General features: G+C 58.7%; 23 protein-coding genes and 3 pseudogenes. 14 read left to right on the top strand and 12 right to left on the bottom strand.

What is annotated here, in order from left to right:
• Window positions 1-219: 219 nt before the first annotated feature.
• Window positions 220-1,299 carry an IS5 family transposase gene (locus GT370_RS18190; protein WP_083878918.1) on the bottom strand — a complete coding sequence of 360 codons (1,080 nt, stop codon included), beginning with the start codon at window positions 1,297-1,299 and terminating at the stop codon, window positions 220-222.
• A gap of 360 nt (window positions 1,300-1,659) precedes the next feature.
• Between GT370_RS18190 and GT370_RS18185 the strand changes: the two genes are divergently transcribed.
• Together GT370_RS18185 and GT370_RS18180 are read left to right on the top strand one after the other, a co-directional pair.
• The gene (locus GT370_RS18185) at window positions 1,660-2,127 is read left to right on the top strand and encodes a hypothetical protein (RefSeq protein WP_270183501.1); all 468 of its coding nucleotides are present in this window, start codon (window positions 1,660-1,662) and stop codon (window positions 2,125-2,127) included.
• A 397-nt stretch (window positions 2,128-2,524) separates the two neighbouring features.
• The gene (locus GT370_RS18180) at window positions 2,525-3,367 is read left to right on the top strand and encodes a hypothetical protein (protein WP_008495819.1); all 843 of its coding nucleotides are present in this window, start codon (window positions 2,525-2,527) and stop codon (window positions 3,365-3,367) included.
• Window positions 3,368-3,561: 194 nt separating this feature from the next.
• Here GT370_RS18180 and istB read toward each other — a convergent pair whose 3' ends face one another.
• The 3 genes from istB to GT370_RS18165 form a co-directional block, all read right to left on the bottom strand.
• Window positions 3,562-4,356, bottom strand: coding sequence for an IS21-like element helper ATPase IstB (istB, locus tag GT370_RS18175; protein WP_270183500.1), 795 nt, complete (start codon window positions 4,354-4,356; stop codon window positions 3,562-3,564).
• Window positions 4,346-5,875 carry an IS21 family transposase gene (istA, locus tag GT370_RS18170; protein WP_270183499.1) on the bottom strand — a complete coding sequence of 510 codons (1,530 nt, stop codon included), beginning with the start codon at window positions 5,873-5,875 and terminating at the stop codon, window positions 4,346-4,348. Before istA ends, istB begins: the two co-directional genes overlap by 11 nt.
• Before the next feature lie 90 nt (window positions 5,876-5,965).
• A complete protein-coding gene (locus tag GT370_RS18165; protein WP_270183498.1) occupies window positions 5,966-6,685 on the bottom strand; it encodes an ATP-binding protein in 720 nt (239 codons plus the stop codon).
• A 254-nt stretch (window positions 6,686-6,939) separates the two neighbouring features.
• Between GT370_RS18165 and GT370_RS18160 the strand changes: the two genes are divergently transcribed.
• The 5 genes and pseudogenes from GT370_RS18160 to GT370_RS18145 all read left to right on the top strand — a co-directional run bounded on the left by GT370_RS18160 (window position 6,940) and on the right by GT370_RS18145 (window position 11,112).
• The gene (locus tag GT370_RS18160; RefSeq protein ID WP_083878918.1) at window positions 6,940-8,019 is read left to right on the top strand and encodes an IS5 family transposase; all 1,080 of its coding nucleotides are present in this window, start codon (window positions 6,940-6,942) and stop codon (window positions 8,017-8,019) included.
• Between the two features lie 176 nt (window positions 8,020-8,195).
• A pseudogene (locus GT370_RS18155) lies at window positions 8,196-8,633 on the top strand (ATP-dependent nuclease); the annotation flags it as partial.
• Window positions 8,634-8,698: 65 nt separating this feature from the next.
• Window positions 8,699-8,785: pseudogene (locus tag GT370_RS21690) on the top strand (hypothetical protein); the annotation flags it as partial.
• A 69-nt stretch (window positions 8,786-8,854) separates the two neighbouring features.
• Window positions 8,855-9,196 carry a hypothetical protein gene (locus tag GT370_RS18150; protein WP_270183496.1) on the top strand — a complete coding sequence of 114 codons (342 nt, stop codon included), beginning with the start codon at window positions 8,855-8,857 and terminating at the stop codon, window positions 9,194-9,196.
• Window positions 9,196-11,112, top strand: a complete 1,917-nt coding sequence (locus GT370_RS18145) for an ATP-dependent helicase (RefSeq protein ID WP_008495804.1) — start codon at window positions 9,196-9,198, stop codon at window positions 11,110-11,112. Before GT370_RS18150 ends, GT370_RS18145 begins: the two co-directional genes overlap by 1 nt.
• Window positions 11,113-11,540: 428 nt before the next feature.
• Here GT370_RS18145 and GT370_RS18140 read toward each other — a convergent pair whose 3' ends face one another.
• Window positions 11,541-11,864 carry a DUF736 domain-containing protein gene (locus GT370_RS18140; protein WP_008495803.1) on the bottom strand — a complete coding sequence of 108 codons (324 nt, stop codon included), beginning with the start codon at window positions 11,862-11,864 and terminating at the stop codon, window positions 11,541-11,543.
• Between the two features lie 609 nt (window positions 11,865-12,473).
• Window positions 12,474-12,884, bottom strand: a complete 411-nt coding sequence (locus GT370_RS18135) for a MerR family transcriptional regulator (protein ID WP_442865459.1) — start codon at window positions 12,882-12,884, stop codon at window positions 12,474-12,476.
• A gap of 466 nt (window positions 12,885-13,350) precedes the next feature.
• Here GT370_RS18135 and GT370_RS18130 point away from each other — a divergent pair, with 466 nt between their 5' ends.
• Window positions 13,351-13,584, top strand: a complete 234-nt coding sequence (locus GT370_RS18130) for a GDCCVxC domain-containing (seleno)protein (protein ID WP_083878906.1) — start codon at window positions 13,351-13,353, stop codon at window positions 13,582-13,584.
• 99 nt (window positions 13,585-13,683) lie between these two features.
• Here the strand turns inward: GT370_RS18130 and GT370_RS18125 are convergent, their stop codons facing one another.
• Together GT370_RS18125 and GT370_RS18120 are read right to left on the bottom strand one after the other, a co-directional pair.
• On the bottom strand, window positions 13,684-14,622 hold the full coding sequence (locus GT370_RS18125) for a DUF2493 domain-containing protein (protein WP_039885774.1): 939 nt from the start codon (window positions 14,620-14,622) through the stop codon (window positions 13,684-13,686).
• A gap of 404 nt (window positions 14,623-15,026) precedes the next feature.
• The gene (locus GT370_RS18120) at window positions 15,027-15,980 is read right to left on the bottom strand and encodes a DUF7146 domain-containing protein (protein ID WP_270183495.1); all 954 of its coding nucleotides are present in this window, start codon (window positions 15,978-15,980) and stop codon (window positions 15,027-15,029) included.
• 196 nt (window positions 15,981-16,176) lie between these two features.
• Here GT370_RS18120 and GT370_RS18115 point away from each other — a divergent pair, with 196 nt between their 5' ends.
• The 4 genes from GT370_RS18115 to GT370_RS18105 are packed head-to-tail and all read left to right on the top strand — an operon-like array spanning window position 16,177 to window position 19,361.
• Entirely contained in the window at window positions 16,177-17,292 is a 1,116-nt protein-coding gene (locus GT370_RS18115; protein WP_270183040.1) for a tyrosine-type recombinase/integrase, read from the top strand.
• Window positions 17,190-17,426, top strand: a complete 237-nt coding sequence (locus tag GT370_RS21685) for a tyrosine-type recombinase/integrase (protein ID WP_442865538.1) — start codon at window positions 17,190-17,192, stop codon at window positions 17,424-17,426. The genes GT370_RS18115 and GT370_RS21685 overlap by 103 nt, the downstream gene beginning before the upstream one ends.
• Window positions 17,423-18,373: a tyrosine-type recombinase/integrase gene (locus GT370_RS18110; RefSeq protein WP_008495807.1), complete on the top strand. Its 951-nt coding sequence runs from the start codon at window positions 17,423-17,425 to the stop codon at window positions 18,371-18,373. Before GT370_RS21685 ends, GT370_RS18110 begins: the two co-directional genes overlap by 4 nt.
• A complete protein-coding gene (locus GT370_RS18105; RefSeq protein WP_008495808.1) occupies window positions 18,348-19,361 on the top strand; it encodes a tyrosine-type recombinase/integrase in 1,014 nt (337 codons plus the stop codon). Before GT370_RS18110 ends, GT370_RS18105 begins: the two co-directional genes overlap by 26 nt.
• 100 nt (window positions 19,362-19,461) lie before the next feature.
• Here GT370_RS18105 and GT370_RS18100 read toward each other — a convergent pair.
• Window positions 19,462-19,639: pseudogene (locus GT370_RS18100) on the bottom strand (DNA primase); the annotation flags it as partial.
• Between the two features lie 221 nt (window positions 19,640-19,860).
• On the opposite strand from GT370_RS18100, the gene GT370_RS18095 reads away from it, so the two are divergent.
• Window positions 19,861-20,103 (top strand): type II toxin-antitoxin system Phd/YefM family antitoxin, encoded by a 243-nt coding sequence (locus GT370_RS18095; protein WP_008495264.1) that lies wholly within the window; start codon window positions 19,861-19,863, stop codon window positions 20,101-20,103.
• Window positions 20,100-20,525 (top strand): type II toxin-antitoxin system VapC family toxin, encoded by a 426-nt coding sequence (locus GT370_RS18090; RefSeq protein ID WP_008495263.1) that lies wholly within the window; start codon window positions 20,100-20,102, stop codon window positions 20,523-20,525. Before GT370_RS18095 ends, GT370_RS18090 begins: the two co-directional genes overlap by 4 nt.
• 94 nt (window positions 20,526-20,619) lie before the next feature.
• Here the strand turns inward: GT370_RS18090 and GT370_RS18085 are convergent, their stop codons facing one another.
• From GT370_RS18085 to GT370_RS18075, 3 genes are all read right to left on the bottom strand, one after another.
• Window positions 20,620-21,123: a hypothetical protein gene (locus GT370_RS18085; RefSeq protein ID WP_008495262.1), complete on the bottom strand. Its 504-nt coding sequence runs from the start codon at window positions 21,121-21,123 to the stop codon at window positions 20,620-20,622.
• Window positions 21,124-21,199: 76 nt separating this feature from the next.
• Window positions 21,200-21,565, bottom strand: coding sequence for a DUF6915 family protein (locus GT370_RS18080; protein ID WP_008495261.1), 366 nt, complete (start codon window positions 21,563-21,565; stop codon window positions 21,200-21,202).
• Window positions 21,566-21,575: 10 nt separating this feature from the next.
• Entirely contained in the window at window positions 21,576-22,073 is a 498-nt protein-coding gene (locus tag GT370_RS18075) for a DUF6878 family protein (protein WP_039885430.1), read from the bottom strand.
• Window positions 22,074-22,159: the final 86 nt, after the last annotated feature.

Below are 22,159 nucleotides of genomic sequence, written 5' to 3'. Positions count from 1 at the left end.
ACGTCCATTTTGCAGACGTGGATCTTAACGGTGAACGCATCAAGACTGAGATAAACCGGCTCATCACTGCCATAGACGAGCATCTAGCAGTTTGCTGAAAAACCCCGAAACTTGGTTTTATTTTTTCTGATTTAGCTTTGGGGCCTGGATTTTGGTTCAAGTGATTGAAGTTTCTTGCCGGTTTCTGGACTTTTTTCGTCCAGCGGACAGACTCGTCCCTTATATTGCCACCATTTTTGGAATGCGTACCAGATTATAGGCGATCAGGTTGAGCATGAAGGTGCCGGCGACCCGCGCAACGCCGCGCAGCTTGGTCTTGCGCATCGTGCCGTGCTGCTTGCCCCAGCCGAATATGCACTCGATCATCGCCCGGCGGGTCTGCGACATCGCATAACCGGGATGGCGCGTGGTGCGTCCGTCAATCGCGCTGCGGCGGTGCCTGCCGGTTTTGGTCTCACCGTTGTTTTGTGTGACATGCGGTGTCACGCCGGCGTCGCGCAGATTGGCGACATGATCGGCGGTATCGTAAGCCTTGTCTTCGCCTACGGTGATCCGCCCGGCGGCCGACTTGGCTTTGGCTTTCAACATCGCTTCCGAGGCTTCACGCTCAGCCGTGCCTGTGGCCTGGGTCACTCGGCCACCCACCGCCAAGCCGTGCCGGTTGTCCATCAGCGCGTGCCCCATATACGAAAGCTTTGCCTCCCGCCCAGCGGCCTTGCGGTACAGCCGGCTTTCCGGGTCGGTGGTGCTGGCATGGGTATCGTTCTTACGCTTCTGACCGTGGAAATCCGAACCATCATCGTCGCTGCCATCCTTCGGCCGGAAGCTCTTCTGCGACGCCCACGCCTCGATCAGCGTGCCGTCCACCGAGAAATGCTCATCCGATAGTAGCGGCGTCACCCGCGGGTGGTTCAGCAGCCGGCTCATGAATTTCTGGAATATATCGCCGTTCTGCAGGCGCTCGCGGTTCTTGCTAAACGTGGTCGGGTTCCAGACCGGATCATCCGGGGATAAGCCCACAAACCAGCGGTACAGGAGATTATAATCCAGTTGCTCCATCAACTGCCGTTCCGAGCGAATCCCGTACAGCACCTGGATCAGCAGCGCGCTCAGCAATTGTTCAGGCGGCACCGAGGGCCGGCCTTCCCTGGAATACAGCCAGGCAAAGCTGCGGCTCATCTCATGCAGAACATCCCGCACCAAAGCACGGATCGCTCGCAACGGATGGGTCGCCGGAACCCGTGTTTCTGGTGAAACATACGAAAACATCCCGCCCTGATCTCGAAAAGAACCCCGCACCCCACGCCTCACAAAACCTGCCAGCCAAAGTGAATCACATCATAATCCCGGCCGCCAGGAGTTTTTCAGCAAACTGCTAGGATGGTTACGCCGAGATTTCGATGCCTGGAATCAGAGACTGCCCTCTTTTGCGCGGCAGGCTTTAGTGGATAGAAAACAGCGACTCATGGCTCAGAATAATGTCGTGGCAAGCATTGGTTTGCCGATGAAGCGTCGTGCGGACGACGCGCTAACTTATGCGGCTCCCGAAGTCCGCCGAAAGATAAGCCTCGCTCCACCCCGTTACCAAAGCAAACGTTTAAGCCCGAACCTGCTCTTGATGCAGCTGAATTTGATCATATACTTAACATCATTGGGAAGGTGGCCGTTGTATTCGAGCGCAATCCCTCAACCTTCTCCAAGCTGGGCGAAGAAGCGCTTCGCGACAACATCCTGGTGCATCTGAATGGCCATTATGAGTCAGCAACCGGAGAGACCTTTAATGCGGCTGGTAAGACCGATATATTGATCCGGTCTGGAGAGAAAAACGTCTTTATCGGTGAATGCAAGTTCTGGCACGGCCAGAAAGGCTATATGGAGACCATCGACCAACTGCTATCTTACTTAACTTGGCGTGATACCAAAGCTGCTGTCATCATCTTTAATAGAAACAAAAATTTTTCCGAGGTCCTATCTACAATCCGCGAGATCACCGAGAAACACCAAAACTTCAAGCGTGCCCTACCGCCTTCAGAGGAGACATCGTTCCGATATATTTTCCGTCAGAACGGCGACGAGTCGCGTGAACTTCACCTGGCGGTGTTGGCCTTCGACATTCCGACACCTTAGGAAGACAATGGCTGTTATCATATATTTTAGCTGAAAGAGCTCTGTCCGCTGCCGGCTCAGGTTGTCTAAAATATTAGCCGGAAAGAACGCGCCCATTGTCGCTGTTCCGGCCAATTTTCGGCGTGACCGAAAGTGGACACGCGATGAAAGGGCGGACAACGCCCGCCGTCCATTCCAGAGTTTGTTTTACAAAAAAAACGTTAACACGCTGATGGCGGGCATTGCCCGCACTACGTTCGCTAGAGCCCGGTCCGGGACTCTGCCATGATTGAGCCCCCTACCTTCCGACCTCGGAATAGTGGGACTAAGCTCAGAGAAATACTGTCCGTCACTAAAGTCCCAGCTAATCTTAAACTAGAACAAGGTAAATATGTCCGTCACAATAACAGATCCCGCTATGGAGATTGCTGAACTGATCGACCATCTTCGGAACTTTGCGCCACCGAATCATAACCCCAACTCCCCTCCGCCGGTCTGGATGGCCTTGGCCAACGGCACCAATTTGCGACCAGAGTCGGCGGAAATTATGGAGCTTCTGGCGATAGTCAGGAACAGGTTGGCAAAACTAGCGATTCATGTAAACGAATTTACGGGGCCGGAAATTACGAAGGACATAAAAGACCTTGTGACGGCAGCAATTCACCGGCTTTCTGACGTTTTAAGTCTGCCAAAGCTTGGTTCTGCATGGAAGGATGCCTTGGCCAATTCGATAAAAGCAGAGGATGCAACTGCATTTCGCATGTTCAGTTTCGCTATGCGAAATTATATCCCGCTCAAGAGACTATCAGATGAGGAACGCGAAACCGCGATATTGTCTGTCCGGGAGGCCCTGACTGAGATTGCAGAGAGTGGTGATCTAAAAGTCTGGGAAAAGCAGGCATTATTGGAAGGATACCAAAGAGTCGAGTTCATTCTGAAATATTTTGAGTTTTTTGGCCATGAAGGTCTATCTCGACAGATGATTGTAACAGCAACGGCGACAAAAGTTGTGGCCCAAGGCGCGCTAAAGGCCGGACGATTGAAGAAGGTCGCAACAGCGCTTGCGGTTGTTACAGCGCTTTTGGAAGCCGTGTCGGCACCTAGTGATGCCTGGCATGCGGCAATAGATTACGAGCGATGGGCGCGTACAGGGTTAGCTTCGATGCATGACACGCATAAGCCGGAGCAATTTCTCTTGTCTGCGCCGGAGCAGGCCAGTGGTGCAACGGCGAACACATCGGAAAAGGCGGAAGGCGGGTAAAGCGTCTGAGCGGAGGTGTTGTGGTCCGTAAGGAAGCAAGAATAACTTGCAGACTGGAGTTCCCTTGGGTGGATAAAATAAGCAGGATAATCAACCCTGGATCTCTATATCTGATAATGTCTGTTGATTTCCGCTGAGATCTGACCCTGGAATTCCACCGAGAATTGACCCGCCTCTTGGTTATGGTTTGGGTTTCAAGATGGGGTCAAGGCCTGATTTTTCTCCTTTCGTTTTTGGTTTTTCTGCACCGAGCTGTGCTTGAACCTGAAGCTGTCATTGCCGGTCTCGAGGATGTGGCAGTGGTGGGTGAGGCGATCGAGGAGGGCGGTGGTCATCTTGGCGTCGCCGAAGACGGCGGACCATTCGCTGAAGCTCAGATTAGTGGTGATAACGACGCTGGTACGCTCGTAGAGCCTGCTGAGCAGGTGGAACAGCAAGGCCCCGCCCGAGGCGCTGAAGGGCAGATAGCCGAGCTCATCGAGGATAACGAGATCGGCATGGATCAGGCGGCCGGCGATCTGGCCGCTCCGCCCCTGGGCTTTTTCCTGTTCCAGGGCGTTGACCAGTTCGACGGTTGAGAAGAAGCGGACACGCTTTTTGTGATGCTCGACGGCCTGCACGCCGAGTGCGGTGGCGATGTGGGTCTTGCCGGTGCCCGGCCCGCCGACGAGCACAACATTGTCCGCGGGCTCGATGAAGTCGCAGCGATGCAACTGCCTGACCAGGGCCTCATTGACCTCGCTGCTGGCGAAGTCGAAGCCGGCGAGGTCGCGGTAGGCCGGGAAGCGCGCCGCCTTGATCTGGTAAGCCATGGAGCGGACCTCGCGCTCGGCGGTCTCGGCCTTCAGCAGTTGAGAGAGCACCGGGATGGCGGCCTCGAAGGCTGGCGCGCCCTGCTGCGCCAGTTCGTCGACCGCTTGTGCCATGCCGTGCATCTTCAGGCTGCGCAGCATGATGACAAGCGCGCCGGCGGCGGGATCATGACGCATGGCGGGTCTCCTTGGTTTGGCGCAAGCTGTCGTAGCGTTCGACATCGGCCCTGGGCTCATTGGCCAAGCTCAGCGCCTGCGGCGCGGTTACCGCTGGCGGGGTGGCGGGTGTGCCGTCGATCAGCCGGTGGAGCCGGTTGAGGATATGCGTCTTGGCCGGCACGCCATCCTCCAGAGCCAGTTCCACCGCCGCCAGCACCGCCTGCTCGTCATGGTGCAGCACCAGGGCCAGGATCTCCACCATCTCCCGGTCACCGCCGGGGCGGCGCAGAAGAGGCTGTTGCAGCTGTTTGAAGGCGTCGGGCAATTCCAGGAAGGGCGCGCCGTTACGCAAGGCGCCCGGCTTGCGCTGGATCACCGCCAGATAATGCCGCCAGTCATAGATGGTGCGCCCCGGGCCATTATGCGTCCGGTCGATGATGCGCGGATGTTCGCAGATGATCTGCCCTTGCGCCGCCACCACCAGCCTGTTGGGATAGACCCGCAGGCTGACCGGCCGGTTGGCGAAAGAGGCCGGTACGCTGTAGCGGTTACGCTCAAAATGGATCAGGCAGGTCGAGGAGACCCGCTTGGTGTGTTCCACGAACCCATCGAACGGCCGCCCCATCGGCATGAGGCTCTCGACCTCGCTCGCCCAGACATCGGCGATCGTTCCCGGCTCGCCACCATGCGCGGTTTGCGCCCACAGCTCCCGGCAGCGCTGCTCCAGCCAATCATTGAGGGCGTCGAGGGTCTCGAAGGGCGGCATGGACTGCCACAGCCGATGCCGGGCATCCTGGACGTTCTTCTCAACCTGCCCCTTCTCCCAACCTGCCGCACGATTGCAGAAATCAGGTTCAAAAAGATAATGGCTGGTCATCGCCTGGAAACGCAGATTGACGCTGCGCTCCTTGCCGCGGCCGACCTTGTCCACGGCAGTGCTCATATTGTCGTAAATGCCGCGCCGCGGCACACCGCCAAGCGCCCGGAAGGCGTGGGTATGCGCGTCAAACAGCATCTCATGTGTCTGCAGCAGATAGGCTCGGATGATGAAGGCGCGGCTGTATGACAGCTTGGTATGCGCCACCTGCAGCTTCAGGCGGACACCCCCGATGACCGCGAAATCCTCGCTCCAATCGAACTGGAACGCTTCGCCTGGCGCAAACGCCAACGGCACGAAAGTGCCACGCCCGGCGGTCTGCTGCAGACGCTGGCACTCCTCCTTCCAGGCCCGGGCAAAGGCCGATACACGGTTGTAGGAACCGTCATAGCCAAGGCTGACAAGGTCGCCGTACAGCTGCTTCACCGTCCGCCGCTGCTTGCGCGGCCGGCTCGCCTCACGTCGCAGCCATGCCGCCAGCTTCTCCGCGTACGGGTCCAGCTTGCTCGGCCGATCCGGCACCTGAAATCTCGGTTCCACCAGATCAGATCGAAGATATTTGCGGATCGTGTTCCGCGACACCCCAAGCCGCCGGGAAATCTCCCGGATCGGCACATGCTCACGCTTATGCCACCGGCGGATAATGCTCAAAAATGCCATGTCCAACACTCCGTTCGCCCCCGCCAGTTCCAGACGGGGAAACAGTCAAACATGGGTCAAATCTCAGTGGAAAAATCCGGCCTTCCAGGGTCAGATCTCAGCGGAAATCAACACCGGGCCGTCATCGCGCTCCGACACCAGCACCTCGACGAGCACCGGCTCCACGGGTTTGCCGTTGAGATCGACCTTGAGACCCCATTGGAGGAACATGGTGAAGTGTTCGGAGATGGCGGTGCGGACCTCGTTCTCGAACGACTCGTTGGCGAAGTGCCGGGAAACGCCCTCATACAATTCATGCACGCGGATCACGGTGCCGGGTTCGGCGAGCTTTTCGTCGGCCTCGGTCGGTTCGTTGATGGGGAGAGGCTCCCATCCCTTGGCGTCGAGCCAAGCCGAAGTGATCGGCACCTCGAAGGTGTCGTCGCCGTAGCGGGTCCGCACCAGCGCCTCGCGCCCCATCTTGAAGATGGCACGCTTCATGCCGACGCCATACATGCCGATAGTCTCGGTCTCGGAGTCACGGTCGTCATCGGGCTCGCGGCCCATCTTGAAGGCGTAGTTCTTGGCGACGTCGCGCGGGATACCGCCGCAATTGTCTTCGATCGAGAAGTGATCGGCAGCGAGTTCGATCTTCACGAAATGCTGTGCGTAATCGACATTGCCGCCGTCCGCGAGCCGGAGCGCACCATCGAGGCAGTTGTCGAGAAGGTCGAGGATCGCATCGGCGAGGTTGATGTCGCGCGTGAGCATCGACACGAAGAACCGTTTGGTGGGGCTGGCCTCTGCCTGATCAGCAGTGGGTTTCGTCATTGAGGCGGCCTCCATGCAGGAATGGTCGTCGTTGAAATCGGTACGGTCTCGGTTTCGTTCGTGCTCAGCTCACCATTGAGCAGACTTGCTTGTTCAAAAGACTGGCGTCGATTCCGCGCGCGCCTCGAAGCTGGTTCAATAAAGCTTGGACCTCGTTTCCCGATGGTCTCGCTTTTAGCAGTTTGCTGAAAAACTCCTGGCGGCCGGGATTATGATGTGATTCACTTTGGCTGGCAGGTTTTGTGAGGCGTGGGGTGCGGGGTTCTTTTCGAGATCAGGGCGGGATGTTTTCGTATGTTTCACCAGAAACACGGGTTCCGGCGACCCATCCGTTGCGAGCGATCCGTGCTTTGGTGCGGGATGTTCTGCATGAGATGAGCCGCAGCTTTGCCTGGCTGTATTCCAGGGAAGGCCGGCCCTCGGTGCCGCCTGAACAATTGCTGAGCGCGCTGCTGATCCAGGTGCTGTACGGGATTCGCTCGGAACGGCAGTTGATGGAGCAACTGGATTATAATCTCCTGTACCGCTGGTTTGTGGGCTTATCCCCGGATGATCCGGTCTGGAACCCGACCACGTTTAGCAAGAACCGCGAGCGCCTGCAGAACGGCGATATATTCCAGAAATTCATGAGCCGGCTGCTGAACCACCCGCGGGTGACGCCGCTACTATCGGATGAGCATTTCTCGGTGGACGGCACGCTGATCGAGGCGTGGGCGTCGCAGAAGAGCTTCCGGCCGAAGGATGGCAGCGACGATGATGGTTCGGATTTCCACGGTCAGAAGCGTAAGAACGATACCCATGCCAGCACCACCGACCCGGAAAGCCGGCTGTACCGCAAGGCCGCTGGGCGGGAGGCAAAGCTTTCGTATATGGGGCACGCGCTGATGGACAACCGGCACGGCTTGGCGGTGGGTGGCCGAGTGACCCAGGCCACAGGCACGGCTGAGCGTGAAGCCTCGGAAGCGATGTTGAAAGCCAAAGCCAAGTCGGCCGCCGGGCGGATCACCGTAGGCGAAGACAAGGCTTACGATACCGCCGATCATGTCGCCAATCTGCGCGACGCCGGCGTGACACCGCATGTCACACAAAACAACGGTGAGACCAAAACCGGCAGGCACCGCCGCAGCGCGATTGACGGACGCACCACGCGCCATCCCGGTTATGCGATGTCGCAGACCCGCCGGGCGATGATCGAGTGCATATTCGGCTGGGGCAAGCAGCACGGCACGATGCGCAAGACCAAGCTGCGCGGCGTTGCGCGGGTCGCCGGCACCTTCATGCTCAACCTGATCGCCTATAATCTGGTACGCATTCCAAAAATGGTGGCAATATAAGGGACGAGTCTGTCCGCTGGACGAAAAAAGTCCAGAAACCGGCAAGAAACTTCAATCACTTGAACCAAAATCCAGGCCCCAAAGCTAAATCAGAAAAAATAAAACCAAGTTTCGGGGTTTTTCAGCAAACTGCTAAAGAAAGCCGCTGATTTGATCCCCCTGGGGGCGGGGAGCCAGTGACGATCGAGGCCCTGCCGACCAAAATCTTTGATATACTCTCAAGGACACAAATTAGCCTTTCTTCAAAGTCCGGCGCGCGCATTCCGATTACCCGTCACGGCAACGGCGCACAAAGCCTTGCAGTGATCTGCCTATTCGACGCATTCCTGCAAAGCCGGTTGGAATCGTCATACGGTGAACATGCCGAACCATTACTGGCGCTGGAAGAGCCGGAGGCTCATCTGCACCCGTCTGCCGCGAAAGCAGTAGGTACGATGCTGCAGACGCTATCGGGCCAAAAGATCATCACGACCCACTCGGGCGATCTGCTTGCCGGAGTACCGCTCACCAAGATTCGGCGGCTATCTCGCCGAAACGGTGAAATCCGTGTCCATCAGATCGGCGAAGGCGTCTTCACAAAGGAAGAGCTCCGCAAGCTCGATTACCAAGTCAGATTGTCGCGGGAAGCTTACTATTTTCCCGCTGCTGGCTGCTTGTCGAAGGCGAGACAGAAGGCACTTTGCTGCCGGAATGCGCTCGAATCCTGGGCTGCGACTTGGACGCCGAGGGAATTTCGTGCATCGAGTTTTCTCAGGTCGGGGTTGAGAAAATTATTAAATTGGCTGATCAACTCGGAATTGCATGGTTTGTGGTGGCTGATAATGATCAAGCTGGCTTGAGCTATGAAACGTCGGCAAAGTCCCAGCTCGACGGCCGGCCTGCATCCGATCATATTAAGGTTCTCGATCATGGTGACATGGAAGTATTTCTCTGCATTGAAGGGTTCGGGTCGATCTATGAGGCCAGTGTTGCTTCGCAGAAATCGTCACAGGTGAAAGCAACCAAGGGAACGTCGTTGTATTGGAAACAAGTCACCGACGCGCAGAGTAAGAATGCTAAGCCACGAAACGCGCTGGCTGTGGTCGATGAGATGGCGAAGCAGGGAAAAGCCGGCGTTCCCACTCTTTTGTCCAACATAATTGGCCAGACTCAAACCCTTGCGCGGAGCAACGGCTGATGGCGCTCAATCTCCACACGCTCAACGAAAACCAGCTTGCCGCAGTCCAGTGGCAGGAGGGTCCGCTTCTGGTGCTTGCTGGCCCTGGGTCCGGAAAAACGCGTGTCCTGACTTTCCGTATTGCCCGGTTGATCGAATCTTCTCCCGGTAGACATTTCAAAATCCTCGGCCTGACGTTCACCAATAAGGCCGCCGCAGAGATGCGGGAACGGATCGAGATTCTCGTGCCCGATGCGAGCGAACGCACGCAGCTCACTACCTTTCATTCGTTTGCAGCCGACATTCTACGCCAGCACGGTCACCACCTCGGTCTAAGGCCGGATTTTACGCTTCTTTCGCAGGATACGGATCGCCACTCCCTGCTAGATGAGGCGATTTCTGATGTGGACCTATCGCAATCGCGGTTGAACGTCACCGGCGAAAGACTGCTGCCCCTCGTGAATCGGTTGATTGAGAATGACATCGCACCGGATATGGCGGCGGATGCACTGTCGCGTGGCTCGCTGGATGAGCCTGAAACGCTGGCTGCGATATACGCGAAATACCGATCGCTCATGATTGCTAACAACACGTTGGATTTCGCAGGCTTGATCGCAGAGGCGCTCAATCTCTTTCGTTCAAGGAGCGGCGTTCAACGGCAGATTCAACGTGTTTATGCCTATATCTGCGTCGATGAATTTCAGGATACTAACCTGACGCAGGCGAAGATATTGCAGCTGCTGGTTAATCCGACGACAAAAAATTTGTTTGTTGTCGCCGACGACGACCAGATTATTTACCAGTGGAATGGCGCCAGCCCTGAGAGGCTTTGGGCACTGCGTTGCGAGTTCGACATGCAGCTGCTGCAGCTGCCGCAAAATTATCGTTGCCCACCGGCGGTTGTGGAATTGGCCAACAAACTAATTGCGCATAATTTCAGTCGTTCGTCCGAGAAAATGGCACTTGTAGCTCACAAGACTACGGTTTCTGGTGACATGATACGCGTGCGTCAATTCGATATGGTGGATGAAGAAATTGTGTGGATTGCTTCCGATATTGCTGCCCGGCCGGCGCCGGCCCGTTCGCGTTGTGTGATACTGGCGCGAACGCGCAAGCTGCTCGATCTCGCTGTCGAAGCTCTGACAGCCAGTGGCCTACCAGGATTTCTTGCGATACGGAAAACAGAATTTGAAAGCGCATCGCTTCGATGGCTTCATGCCATTCTGCGGCTCGCGAACGCCCCAAGCAGCCGCGAGCAGCTTAGCCGGGTCTGTAAGAGTTTCTATTCTTTGGAAGGTATCAACATCGCCGCTAGCGATGTCGTCGCGCATGCCAGCGCGGGAGATGGAAATTATCTTCGCGGCTGGGCGGATGTCGTGCTGGCACGGGAAGGGCTGTCCTCTGATGCTCGTATCCTCGTCAAAGACCTGATCAGCAAGCTCGTTGATCGCCTGGACTTCTGGGCGTTCCTTAAGGATGCGTTCGCTTGGCTAGACGGGTTACCGGACACGAAACCTGACCCGGATGGCGTATTTAACGAATACCACGAAGAGAAGGCGACCTGGCATGACCTCGTGGGAGATGTGTGCGCCCAATACGGGCGCCCAGAAGTGACATTGCATCTGCTGTTGCAGGAATTCGACCTGCGCTCAAAGTCGCCGCCGCCGCCGATGAATGGTATCCCCTGCTATACGATCCATTCCGCTAAGGGCATGGAATTCCACCACGTCTACGTCATGGGCTTAGTCGAGGACCAGTTGCCGAGTTGGGCTGCAATCAAGAAGGGAGATGACAGCCGCGATATGCAGGAAGAGCGCCGGAACTGTTTCGTCGCAATTACGCGTTCGCAAGAAACTCTGACGTTAACTTACTCTCGTAGGGTCAGCGGCTGGGCAAAAACCCCATCCAGGTTCCTTCGTGAAATGCAGCTTATTTGAGGCGCCACTCAGAAGCCAATATCCATCAATTTTGTGTCGCTGAACAATCGCATGTTTCGTCTATCCGCGCTGTTAATCCCAAAGGAGACAGTCTACTTTCGGCCTATCCTGCCTATAATCGAAATCATTGATGGGAGCCGACGAATCGCAGATGTCAATAAGAAAGCAGCTATTTTTTGAATCGCCGCGAATAGATAAATCATTTACGACTGATAATGGGCGCGAATATTCGTAAACTCTGTCAGAAGGCAGCTCCAACATAGCCAACCCTCTCTGATTATTCAAAAGTTTTTGGTGCAGCTTTTTTCAAAAAGCTGCGTTTGTTGTTTCGAAATTTTTTCCTCCCGATATCGACATTTCCCAAAAGTTCCCACCAATTTACATAACAAACCCCGCCCGGCATCGCCGGGCGGGGTTCATCACGTTTGTTACTCCCCGTTTTGCTTACGGCTACGGGACCAGATGAGTGTGTAACCATCGCCGCTTTCATCGTCGAAGAGGTTGGCGTAGATCGGCGCGCTGAAGCTCGGGTCATCCAGCTTGACCGAGATATAATCGCGTCCCTCGGCGGAACGTTTTGACCATCCAGCACCCAGCTCCGCCCTGCCGCAGAATATACGATGGCTAGGTGCGTTGTCGTTGCTGCGGTTGGTTTCAGGCACGATGCGGACATTCTTCGTCTGTACGCTCAAGGTCACAATCTCGCCGTGGATTTCATTGCCGGCTTTCTTGAAGGTTCCGATGGTAGCCATGTCAAATCTCCTGTGCTGTTTCGAGCCCGCGACCATCGCAGCCTCGATGGCGATCTATTGACCGGGGGCACGATCGGCCTGCACCGTGTTCGGCCGTAGCAAAGCGAAGGATGGCGGGGTCTGGCTTTTTTTGAGCGCAGCGTCCGCGAGGAGGCAGCATCGCTGCCGGGGAAAAAAGCCGGAGGCCGCCATTGCAGGAAGGCGATCGTCCTTCGGTCAGATCAGCCAATGAGAGGCCGCGTGGCGCGGCTTGGGACAGGCATTCAGGAGATGTTTGGCGACACTCGAGGTTCTCATCAAAGCGGCATCATCCATGGTGGATGCACGAGACCTGTCTTGCAGACGCAGTTGCGCCATCATGCCGCGTATAACCGGCTGCGTCACCACTGCCCCTGCCCTCGCATCAATGGACAAGCGGATTGGTCGGCACATGGTCATGCGTTTTGCCGTGGAGCGATCATTCTGGCCAAGCGATGAGTCGAGATGCACACCCGACCCTGCCAATCCACGATAATGCCGCGCGAGGGCAACGACTTTTGCGTTCATTCGATACGAAAAACCGGATACACACCGCGACAAACCCCGCCGGTGATGCCGCGCGGGCGAGCATCATGCCGCGGTGAGCGTCTCAATCAGCGGGCAGGCGGCATCGGTTCCCGCATCGCAGCGCTTCACCGCATCCGCCAGCACGCGCTCCATGGCCCGCAAATCAGCAATCCGCGCCCGCACATCTTTCAAATGCGCGGCGGCAAGCTCCCGCACATCTGCGCATGCGTCAGCCCCGGCACCTGACAGGCGCAGCAATTGCCGCACCTCCTCCAGCGTAAACCCCAGCTCCCGCGCGCGCCGCACGAACACAAGGCGGCCGATATCGGCGGTCTCGTACAGCCGGTAACGGCCCCGCCGGCGCGGCTTCGGCAGGATGGCGATTTTCTCATAGAAGCGGATCGTCTCGATCGCACAGCCCGTACGCCGCGCGAATTCCCCGATCGGCATGGCATCTTGCATCACTTGGCGCACGGCAATCTCCATCAGCCCTTGAGTCTGTAGTTACTACAGATGTTAGGAGAGCGGGTAGCCCTTATCGGCGCAATCAGGAGATCACCCGCATGCCGCCAAATTTGAACGAACCAAGCCCGGCCACTGCCGCCCGCCCCTTCGCGATACAGGGGCCACCTTGCTCACTTTAAGCGGCTTTGCGGCGGCATTCGGGGTCGCCTCCTGCTGCGGTTTGCCTTTCCTGCTGGCGACAATGGGAATCGGCTCCGCCTGGCTGTTCGGTATCGCCTCCCTGGCCGCCCGCACAGGGGCTCACTACTCGTAGCCGGGGCCATCTGCCTTGCGGGAGGTGCCGCGCTGTTTTGGCGCCGACGGGCGGTTGCTGACGCCTGCGCCCCTGGCGGGCTGTGCGCCAAACCGGCCATGCGCGGCATGACGCTGGTCGCGCTGCTGGCCGGGTTCGCCCTGCTGACGATCGGCTATCTCTATGCGTGAAACATCTGTGATTCTGGAATCAACGCTCACCTGTCCGAATTGCGGCTTCCAGGCGACCGAAACAATGCCGACCGATGCCTGCCAGTATTTCTATGAATGCAAAGGCTGTGGCGTACTGCTGCGCCCCAACCATGGCGATTGCTGCGTGTTCTGCTCCTTCGGCACGGTGCCCTGCCCGCCCATCCAGGCAGCTGACGGTAAAGGCGGGTGCTGCACTCCAGCTTGATGCCACCCAGGCTCGCCTGACGCATCCCGATGGTCACCGCCGTGACGATCGTGGCAATGACCATCATGATAACCATGGATGGAATGGGATAGGTTGAGGCTATCCGCCCCCATTCCCAAAGCTCCACACCGGAATGCCGAGCTTCTTGGCCTTGTCGGCGAGGTTCTCCTGGATGCCGGTGCCGGGAAACGCCATCACGCCAATCGGCAATGCATCCAGCAGCGCGTCATTGCGCCGGAACGGGGCGGCCTTGGCGTGCCTTGTCCAGTCGGGGCGGTAGGCAATCTGCGTGACCTTGCGCGCATCGGCCCAGGCGGCGGCAATGCGCTCGGCACCCTTCGGGCTGCCGCCATGCAGCAGCACCATATCCGGGTGCTTGGCGTGTGCTTTGTCGAGCTTGTCCCAGATCAGGATGTGGTCATTGCATTCCATCCCGCCGGTGAAGGCGATTTTGGGGCCGCAGGGTAGCAACGGAGCAATCTGTGCCTGGCGCTTGGCGGCAATAAAATCCCGGCTATCGATGAGGGACGCGGTCAGCGCCCGGTGGTTGACCATTGAGCCTGAGCGTGGGCGCCAGGCGTTGCGTGTATGGCGTTCAAACTGCTCGGCGGCCTGATCGCGGAAGAATTCCAGGCAATCACGCCGCTCCAGCAATGTCTGCCCCTCCGCCGTCAGCCGTTCAAGTTCGACGGAGCGTATCTCCGAGCCGTCCTGCTCCTTCTGGCTGCGTTTCTGCGCCTGCTCGTTATCGTCGAGCTGCCGCTCGATCCGCCCACCTGCGCGGTGGAACAAATTGACCGTGGCCCAGAGCAGTTCCTCCAGGTCAGGCTCCAGGCGGGTGTCACTCAAGGTAGCGACAAAGGCATCAAAGATGTCGGCGACAGCGCCTGCAATCAGCGGCGCTTCTGGCAAGGGCCGCGGGTCGGGCTCTTCCTGGCCAGGATGGTAGCCATAAAGTTGCAACTCGTTGAGAATATGCGCGGTGGGTGAGGATGCGTGCGGTGGCTCATAGCCGGTATCGTCATAATCGCGGGTCATGGAATGCTCCTGTTTGCCGGAAGCCCGCGCCCATCGCGGCCTTCCATGGCGATCCAGGCCGTGGGCGGCGGCGGCCCGCACCCACCCGGGGTCCCCATTGCGCCTGCGCAATGGGGTGGGCCTTGAGGCCGTAGCGAAGCGGAGGATGGCGGCGGGGCCGCTATTTTGCTTCGCGATGCAAAGCCCCGGGTTTGGCTCATCACAATCAGTGTTGTCGATCATTCCCCTGGGCGGCGGAAAATAGCGGCCCCGCCGCCATTGCGGGCCGCCGCCGCCCACGGCACAGAGCGCCCTCTCGGAAGGCCGCTGGCGCGGCCACCCGGCGGGAAGGGGATGCCGTACCCAGCGGCGGCGATGATCCCGGCGTTGGCGGGCCATCACCTGCCAATCCGCCAGGTAAAATCTCAAGGTGTCGCCACGAAGCGCACAGCATCCTCCGGCGCCAGTTGCACCCGCAAGTTTGCCCGCAATTCCGCGAGGCCAAGTTCGCGGAGGTCATCGTTGAAATCGCCATGCCGGGGCGAGAGCGTGATCGCCTCGACCCCGGCGGCAATTGCGCGTTGGGTCAAACCTGCCACGGCGCGGTCACCGGCCGGATCAGCATCGCGGGCGATATAGAGCCGGCGCAGCCCAGCAGGGAGCATGAGGGCTGCAAGATGCACGGCTGAGAGTGCGGCCGCCATAGGGATGGCGGACAGCACACAGCGCAACGACAGCACGGTTTCGATGCCCTCGCCCGCCACAAGCAAGCCGTTCACCGGTTCGCCTTCCAGCCCTGGGGTGGTGGCGCCAAACCGCGCCGCATGGCCCAGCAGCAGCCCCAGCGCCCGGCGTGGAGTTACCAGTGGCGCCTTACCCAACTGGATAGGATCGAGGGGCTCAAACCCGTCAGGATCAAGCCAGGTGCGCTGAATACCAGTGATGGTGCCATCGAGATTGGTGACCGCCGCGATCAGTGCCGGCCAGGGTTCCGGCCGAGCATCGGGTGTCGCGCGGTAGAAACAGCGCGGATGGAAGCGCAACGCGCCTATGCCGGTCAGTGCCGCCGCCGTGATACCGCGCCGGTGCAGATAGGTTTGCCCAAGCGTGCCCGAGAGGGGCTGCGCGTTGCCGAACAACCGCTTGGCGGCGCGTTGGGCATTGGTGGCATCAGAGGCGGGATCAGCGCTATCATCCGCCTGCGGCTCGGGAACAGCACAAGCACCCCGTAAACTCGGCACGTGGCCCTGGAGGTGGCAGCTACGGTGTTTGTCGCCCGCAGCATGACCATCGCCAGCCAGTCCCAAAAACCGCCTTGCCTCCTCAGCCACATCCCGGAATTCCGTCAGGCCGCGACGCTCCCGGATCAAGTCCAGCAAATCGCCATGCGTGCCCTCGGCGGCATCCTGCTTATGTGTAACTGCACATAAGCAGGAATATGTTGCTTAGCGTATTATGTTGCGGAGTGCCCGTCATTGGTAGCCGGCCCGCCAACTGGCTAACCGGCAGTCAACATAATTTCCCAACGGCGCCAGATCGGCATGATTGCGTCTCCACCATCAAGGAGACACGACCATGTTTGAAGAACTCTTTGTCATTCCGGCATTCGTCAAAAAATATCAGACGGCGCCGCTCGCCGAGCAGCGAGCCCATTATCTGCGATGTCTCCAAAGGCTCGGGGCTCGCCGGAGCACCTTGCGCAGGGCTGCCAATGCTCAACTGAGCCTGATCCGGCTGTTGGATCTGCAGGAAGGCAGCACGGTGACCGTTCTGCAAGTCGAGGCTGCAGCCGCAATCTGGGCACGGCCGAAGGAACGTAGATGTAAGCGGGCGGCCTCGCTCAAAGTGTACGAGCGGTTCGTAAGCTTCGGGATACAGTGGCTCCGTTTCCTGGGATGGCTCGATGAACCCGTGACCTCCTGCCACCCGCACCATGCCGAAGCTACCATTTTTGAAGGGTGGCTGCGCGCAGAACGCGGTTTGTCCGAGGCAACAATTCAAAGCTACCGCCGGGCCGCCGATCATTTCTTTATCTGGCTGGCGGAGCGCGGCATCACGCTGAGCATCCTTCGGATGGTGGACGTAGATGCCGCCATTATGGCGGAGCGCAAACGCGGATGTTGGAACCGCCGGACGATACATGATTACGCCCAGCGTCTGAAGGCATTCTTTATATTTGCCGAAGCGCGCGGCTGGTGTCGGTCGGGATTAGCCGCGGGCATCATGGTACCGGGGTTCATGGCCGATGAGACGATACCGAAGGGTTTGCCGCGCGAGGATGTCTTGCGTCTGCTGGCTTCGGTCCAGGGCGACCGTCCGGTCGACAAACGCGACCGCGCGGTTCTGATGCTGTTTATCGCTTACGGACTGAGGGCGGGAGAAGTCGCCGGCCTGCAACTGGACGATCTGGATTGGGAGAATGAGCGGCTCCGTGTGCGCTGCCCGAAGCCTGGCCGGACCCATTTGTGGCCGCTGACGCAAAGCGTCGGCCAGGCCATTCTGAGCTACGTGCGGAATGCCCGGCCAACCGGCTTCGGGCGCAGCCTCTTCTTCACATCATGTGCGCCGATACGGCCGCTCGACAGAAAATCCCTGAGCGGGATCGTCGCCAGTCGCCTCGCAAATATTGGCATTATCGCCGGGCGGCGAGGCCCCATGCGCTGCGGCACGCCGCAGCCCAGCATCTCCTAGACCAGGGCATATCGATGAAGGTAATCGGGGATTTTCTGGGGCACCGGGATCCATCCTCCACGGCAATTTACGCCAAGGTCAACCTCGCTGCGCTACGCGAGGTGGCGGCTCTCGATTTGGAGGGGTTGGCATGACACTGCGAGAAGCCATCGAACAATACATTGCCCTCCGGCAGGCGCATGGTGCGAAGTTCATCGGCAGCGCAAGCATCCTGCGTCGCTTTCTGAGATATGCCGACGGCGATGCCGCATGCGATGCTGTCACCACGGCGCATATCCTTTCTTTTTTGACTGGCAATGGGCAGCTGACGCGGCTGCGTGAGAACAAATATCACGCGCTGGCCGGATTTTGGCGTCATGCGATCGGCCGCGGCCATGCAAGCGCCTCACCAATGCCGGACAACGAGCCGAGGCCGCCAACCCGGACGCCGCCGCATATTTATGCGCGTGACGAACTGCGGAGGCTGTTCGACCGCGACACCATAGAAGCCAGCCGCGCGGGTGCAGTGCAGCTGGATGCCGATACATTCCGGATGCTTTTGCTGCTGTTGTATGGCGCCGGGTTGCGCGCCGGCGAAGCGATGAGTCTCACGCTGGCGGATGTCGAACTGCCAGCAGCCGTCCTGACAATACGTGCCACCAAGTTTTATAAAAGCCGGCTGGTTCCGCTCGGACCACACCTGGCGTCAATATTGGCGGATTATATGTCTCTGCGCCGCCCTGGCGTGGCAGCGTCAGATGAGGAATCCTTCCTGCTCGCAAATCGGGACGGAACGCGGCTTGCAAGCAGCACCGTTCAGGCGGCATTCGATGCCTTACGGCGCATCACCGGTGTCCATGGCAGAGCGGGTGGCCGGCTGTTCCCCAGGCTGCATGATTTCCGGCACAGTTTCGCGGTCCACAGCCTCACAGCATGGTATCGACAGGGCGCGGATGTGCAGAGATTGCTGCCCGTACTGTCCACCTATCTCGGCCATGCCGATCTAGAAGGCACCAAAATCTACCTGACGATGACACCGGAGCTGCTGCAGCAGGCATCATTGCGATTTGCATGCTATGCGCATGGAGGCCAGGATGCATGATCTCGTAACCCTCGGCCCATGGCTGCGGCGCTTCCTGTCCGAACATATCGTCACCGAGCGCAACCTGGCGCGGAACACGCGCTCCAGCTATCGGGATACATTCTCTTTGCTGCTACCGTTCATCAGCCGCAAATTGCGCAAGCCCGTGGACCGGCTGGCTGTGCGCGATCTCTCAACCCAGCATGTGCTGCAGTTCCTGGCACATCTGGAGGAGGACCGGGGATGTTCCGCCCGGACCCGTAACCAGCGCCTTGCCGCCATCAGGGCGTTTGCCCGTTTCATCGGCAGCCGGGACCCAGCCCATATCGAATGGTGCGGCCATATCCGGGCCATCGCATCCAAAAAATCCATGCAGCAGCCGGTCGGCTGGTTGGCTAGGCCAGAAATGGAGGCCATGCTCGCCGTGCCTGACCGGAAGACGCCGAGGGGGCGTGACGAATATGCGCTGCTGCTCTTTCTTTACAATACCGGGGCGCGCGTCTCCGAGGCCACGCAATTGAAGGTGCGTGATCTACAGCTTGAGCACGGCAACAGGGGGCATGATCTGGTCACCTTGCATGGAAAAGGTGGCAAGACACGCCAGTGCCCGCTTTGGCCGGAGACAAAAGCCGTGCTGGCCCAACGAGTGCTCGGCCGCGCGGCCGAAAATGCGGTCTTCGTGAGCAGGCTTGGAACGCCTTTCACGCGCTTTGGCGTCTATCGGCTGATCGAACGTTGTGCCGCCCGGGTGCCGGCGTTAGCTGGTAGAACGATAACCCCGCATGTGATCCGGCATACGACAGCCTGCCACCTCGTCCTTGCCGGCGTCGACATCAATACCGTCCGCGCCTGGCTCGGCCATGTCTCGATCAGCACCACCAATATCTATGCAGAGATCGACATAACACTCAAAGCCCAAGCTGTGGCACTCTGCGAGGTGGGGCAGCCTCAACTCGGCCGGTCATGGAAAAACGATAAAGACCTCATGGCCTTCCTCAAATCCTTGTGACGCAGGAGATTATGTTGCGGCGATCTGAGGTCATGTCAGGCCAAAAGGCATGGTCCGGAATTCCGCAACATAACACGCTAAGCAACATATTCCTGCCAGCGCCCCGCCGCCCCTTGCCCGTTCCGCCGCCCGTGAGGCGGACAAACAAAGACCGCCCGGCGTATTATGAACATCCCCACCAGCCAATAACGGCCCTCACGCCGCCCGGCGGGCAGATAATGCCGGCACACCGCTTCGGCTCGGCGCGCCAGCATCTGCGCCAGCTCGGCTACCGGCATGGAAAAATCACGCTTGGGCATCGCTTTCTCCTCCATTACCAAAGAGTTTCCACCAACCGGGGCACCAGCCCATCAAGCTGCCGAACAGCGGAGCCTATCGCTCGGCCCGGCTCACGCGCTATCTTCCGAATCGGAAGTGTGCGGGCGGCATTCCCTCGCAAATCTTCCATTCGGCCAAAGTCTATGGTATAAGTGACCATCTAATTGGTCAGGAGCGCCCCATGGGCAATGTCAGCCTCGCCGACGCCAAGGCGCATCTAAGCGAGCTGGTCGAACGCGCCGCCGCCGGAGAGGCCGTGGGAATCACCCGCCGTGGCAAGCCGGTGGCGCAGATCGTCTCCGCCAACACACCGCGCAAGCCGGTCTGTCTCGGTGCCCTGCAAGCCGTGACCGCCGCCATGCCAAAACAGGCTGAACCCGCGCGCGAGACGGTACGGCAAATGCGCGACGAGGCGCGTTATTGAGCCTCTATCTCGACACTTCGCTCCTGGTTGCCGCCCTGACGAATGAAGCCGAGACCGAGCGCATGCAGGCCTGGCTGGCAGCCCAGCAGGCCGGAGAGCTTGCCATCAGTGACTGGGTGATAACGGAATTCTCCTCGGCCTTATCGATCAAGCTGCGCACCGGCCAGTTGCAACCAACGCACCGTGCCGATGCCCTGGCCATGTTCGCGCAACTGGCGGCTGAAAGCTTTTTGCATCTGCTCATCAGCGGGCTGCAATTCCGCACCGCCGCCCGTTTCTCGGATCAATACACGCTGGGCTTACGCGCGGGCGACGCCCTGCATCTCGCCATCTGCGCGGATCACGGCGCCACGCTCTGCACACTCGACCGCCGCCTCGGCGAGGCCAGCGCAGCACTGGGTGTGAAAACGATGTTGCTGTAATCGCCCATGCAAAATGGGCCGTCCCGCTGCCGGGTCCGGCCCATCCGCATTGGTCGTGGTTCTCAGCTTTCCGTGGATTGGCCCGAGCATCGGGCTACCCGCCCGCCTGCCCGGCGATGTCGGCAAGACAATCCGACAGAAACTCCGTGGTCGAGCAGGCTTTGATGGCATTGGCGGTGATGAACAGCGCCATGCCGCCAAACCCATCGGCGCGCATTTTTGAACAAGTAAACGCCGTCGTCATGGTGATATAACGCAGCTTGGCGGAACGCCGCACGATGTCCTGAAGAATGACCTCCCACGACACGCCGCTCATATCCAGTTCAACGGAGTCCTCATCCGATGTAGCGTTTTTGAATTTCTCCTCCACGTAGCCCCACACCTGGCTGTCACTGCCACGGGCCGCGTCCGGCGCCGTTTTGAGTTCGGCGCGATCAACCCAGATCAGATCCGACGGACCTTGCCAGGAATGGAAATAGGTTCCGTCGCCATCCAACTCCGCATCGAACATATGCGAGAGCAACAACAACTCCAACTTCGTCATGTCCGCGTTCGGGATAATCTCCGGTATCATAGTCGGTGAATAATAATCCGCCATGTTGGCCTCCAGAACTGCAAAACCCGGCACGGGGCCGGGTTCTGGGTTGAAAGATATGATTGTTGAAACGCGATGCTCAGGCGGCATCGATTGCAAAAGGATCGTGCAGTCTATGCAGCGCCACGGCCCGGCCCATCCAGGGTTCGGGGTGGATCGCTTTGATCCAATCCGCGAAGCCCGGTATGAAGCCGAGATCTTCCCGGACATGCTGTTCGCCGATCAGGCGCACAGGTACGATGCGCCCTGTCGAGATCGTGATGACGGGGCCAAAAAATCTCTCCGCCATGAAGATGCCCTCGGCGTGATGGCGAAGCGCCCGATGCCGAAAGTCTGCTGTTATGAGTCTCGATTCATCGAACCAGGAATGCAGGTCCAAAAAATCTTCCGCCGTCCCGCCCCATTTTTTTGTGGAGGATAAAGCGTGATGGTAAGGATGTGCCATTGCCGCCTCCTCAAAATTCATGGGAATAATTTTCGGAAGCGGTATAGCGCTCATTATAATCGAGCGTGATGCTGTTCGCCGTCACGTCGAAGGTAAAATCGCCATGGGCGCCGTCATTGTTCTCCCAGCCGCAATGCGTCTGCGCCAGAAAATCATAGGACAGCGCCTCGATGGCTTCGCGCACCGTATGGGTCTGGCGTTCGATGTCCGGGCTATCCCAGGCTGCACAGAAAATCTCGAGCCGCTCATCCGGCAGTTCAACGATACCATCGCCGCCCTGGGCCGTGATGTCCTCGATCTGGCCGCTATCGCCATAGCCGTCGAAATTCACGATCACGGCGGTGATGCCATGCTCCACCAGAATGGCGAACAGCACCTTCTTGTTGCCCTCGAGTAGGGCGCTCGCACGCGCGCGATACGCGCGTTCTCTTTGTTGCCACGAGGCTAAAAACGCATCGGGACTGGCAAGCGGTTGCTGACCAGGTGCTGAATTGTGATTGTCCGACATGATCTGTCTCCAGAAATGCAAAATCCGGCACGGAGCCGGGTTGGAATTGAGGTTGGATGAGGGAAGAGACCCGAGGTGGCTTTTTG

Source organism: Acidocella sp. MX-AZ03 (assembly GCF_027626035.1).
GTDB classification, from domain to species: domain Bacteria; phylum Pseudomonadota; class Alphaproteobacteria; order Acetobacterales; family Acetobacteraceae; genus Acidocella; species Acidocella facilis.
Note: the sequence above shows the minus strand (reverse complement) of the source record. Positions and strands in the feature narration are given on the sequence as shown.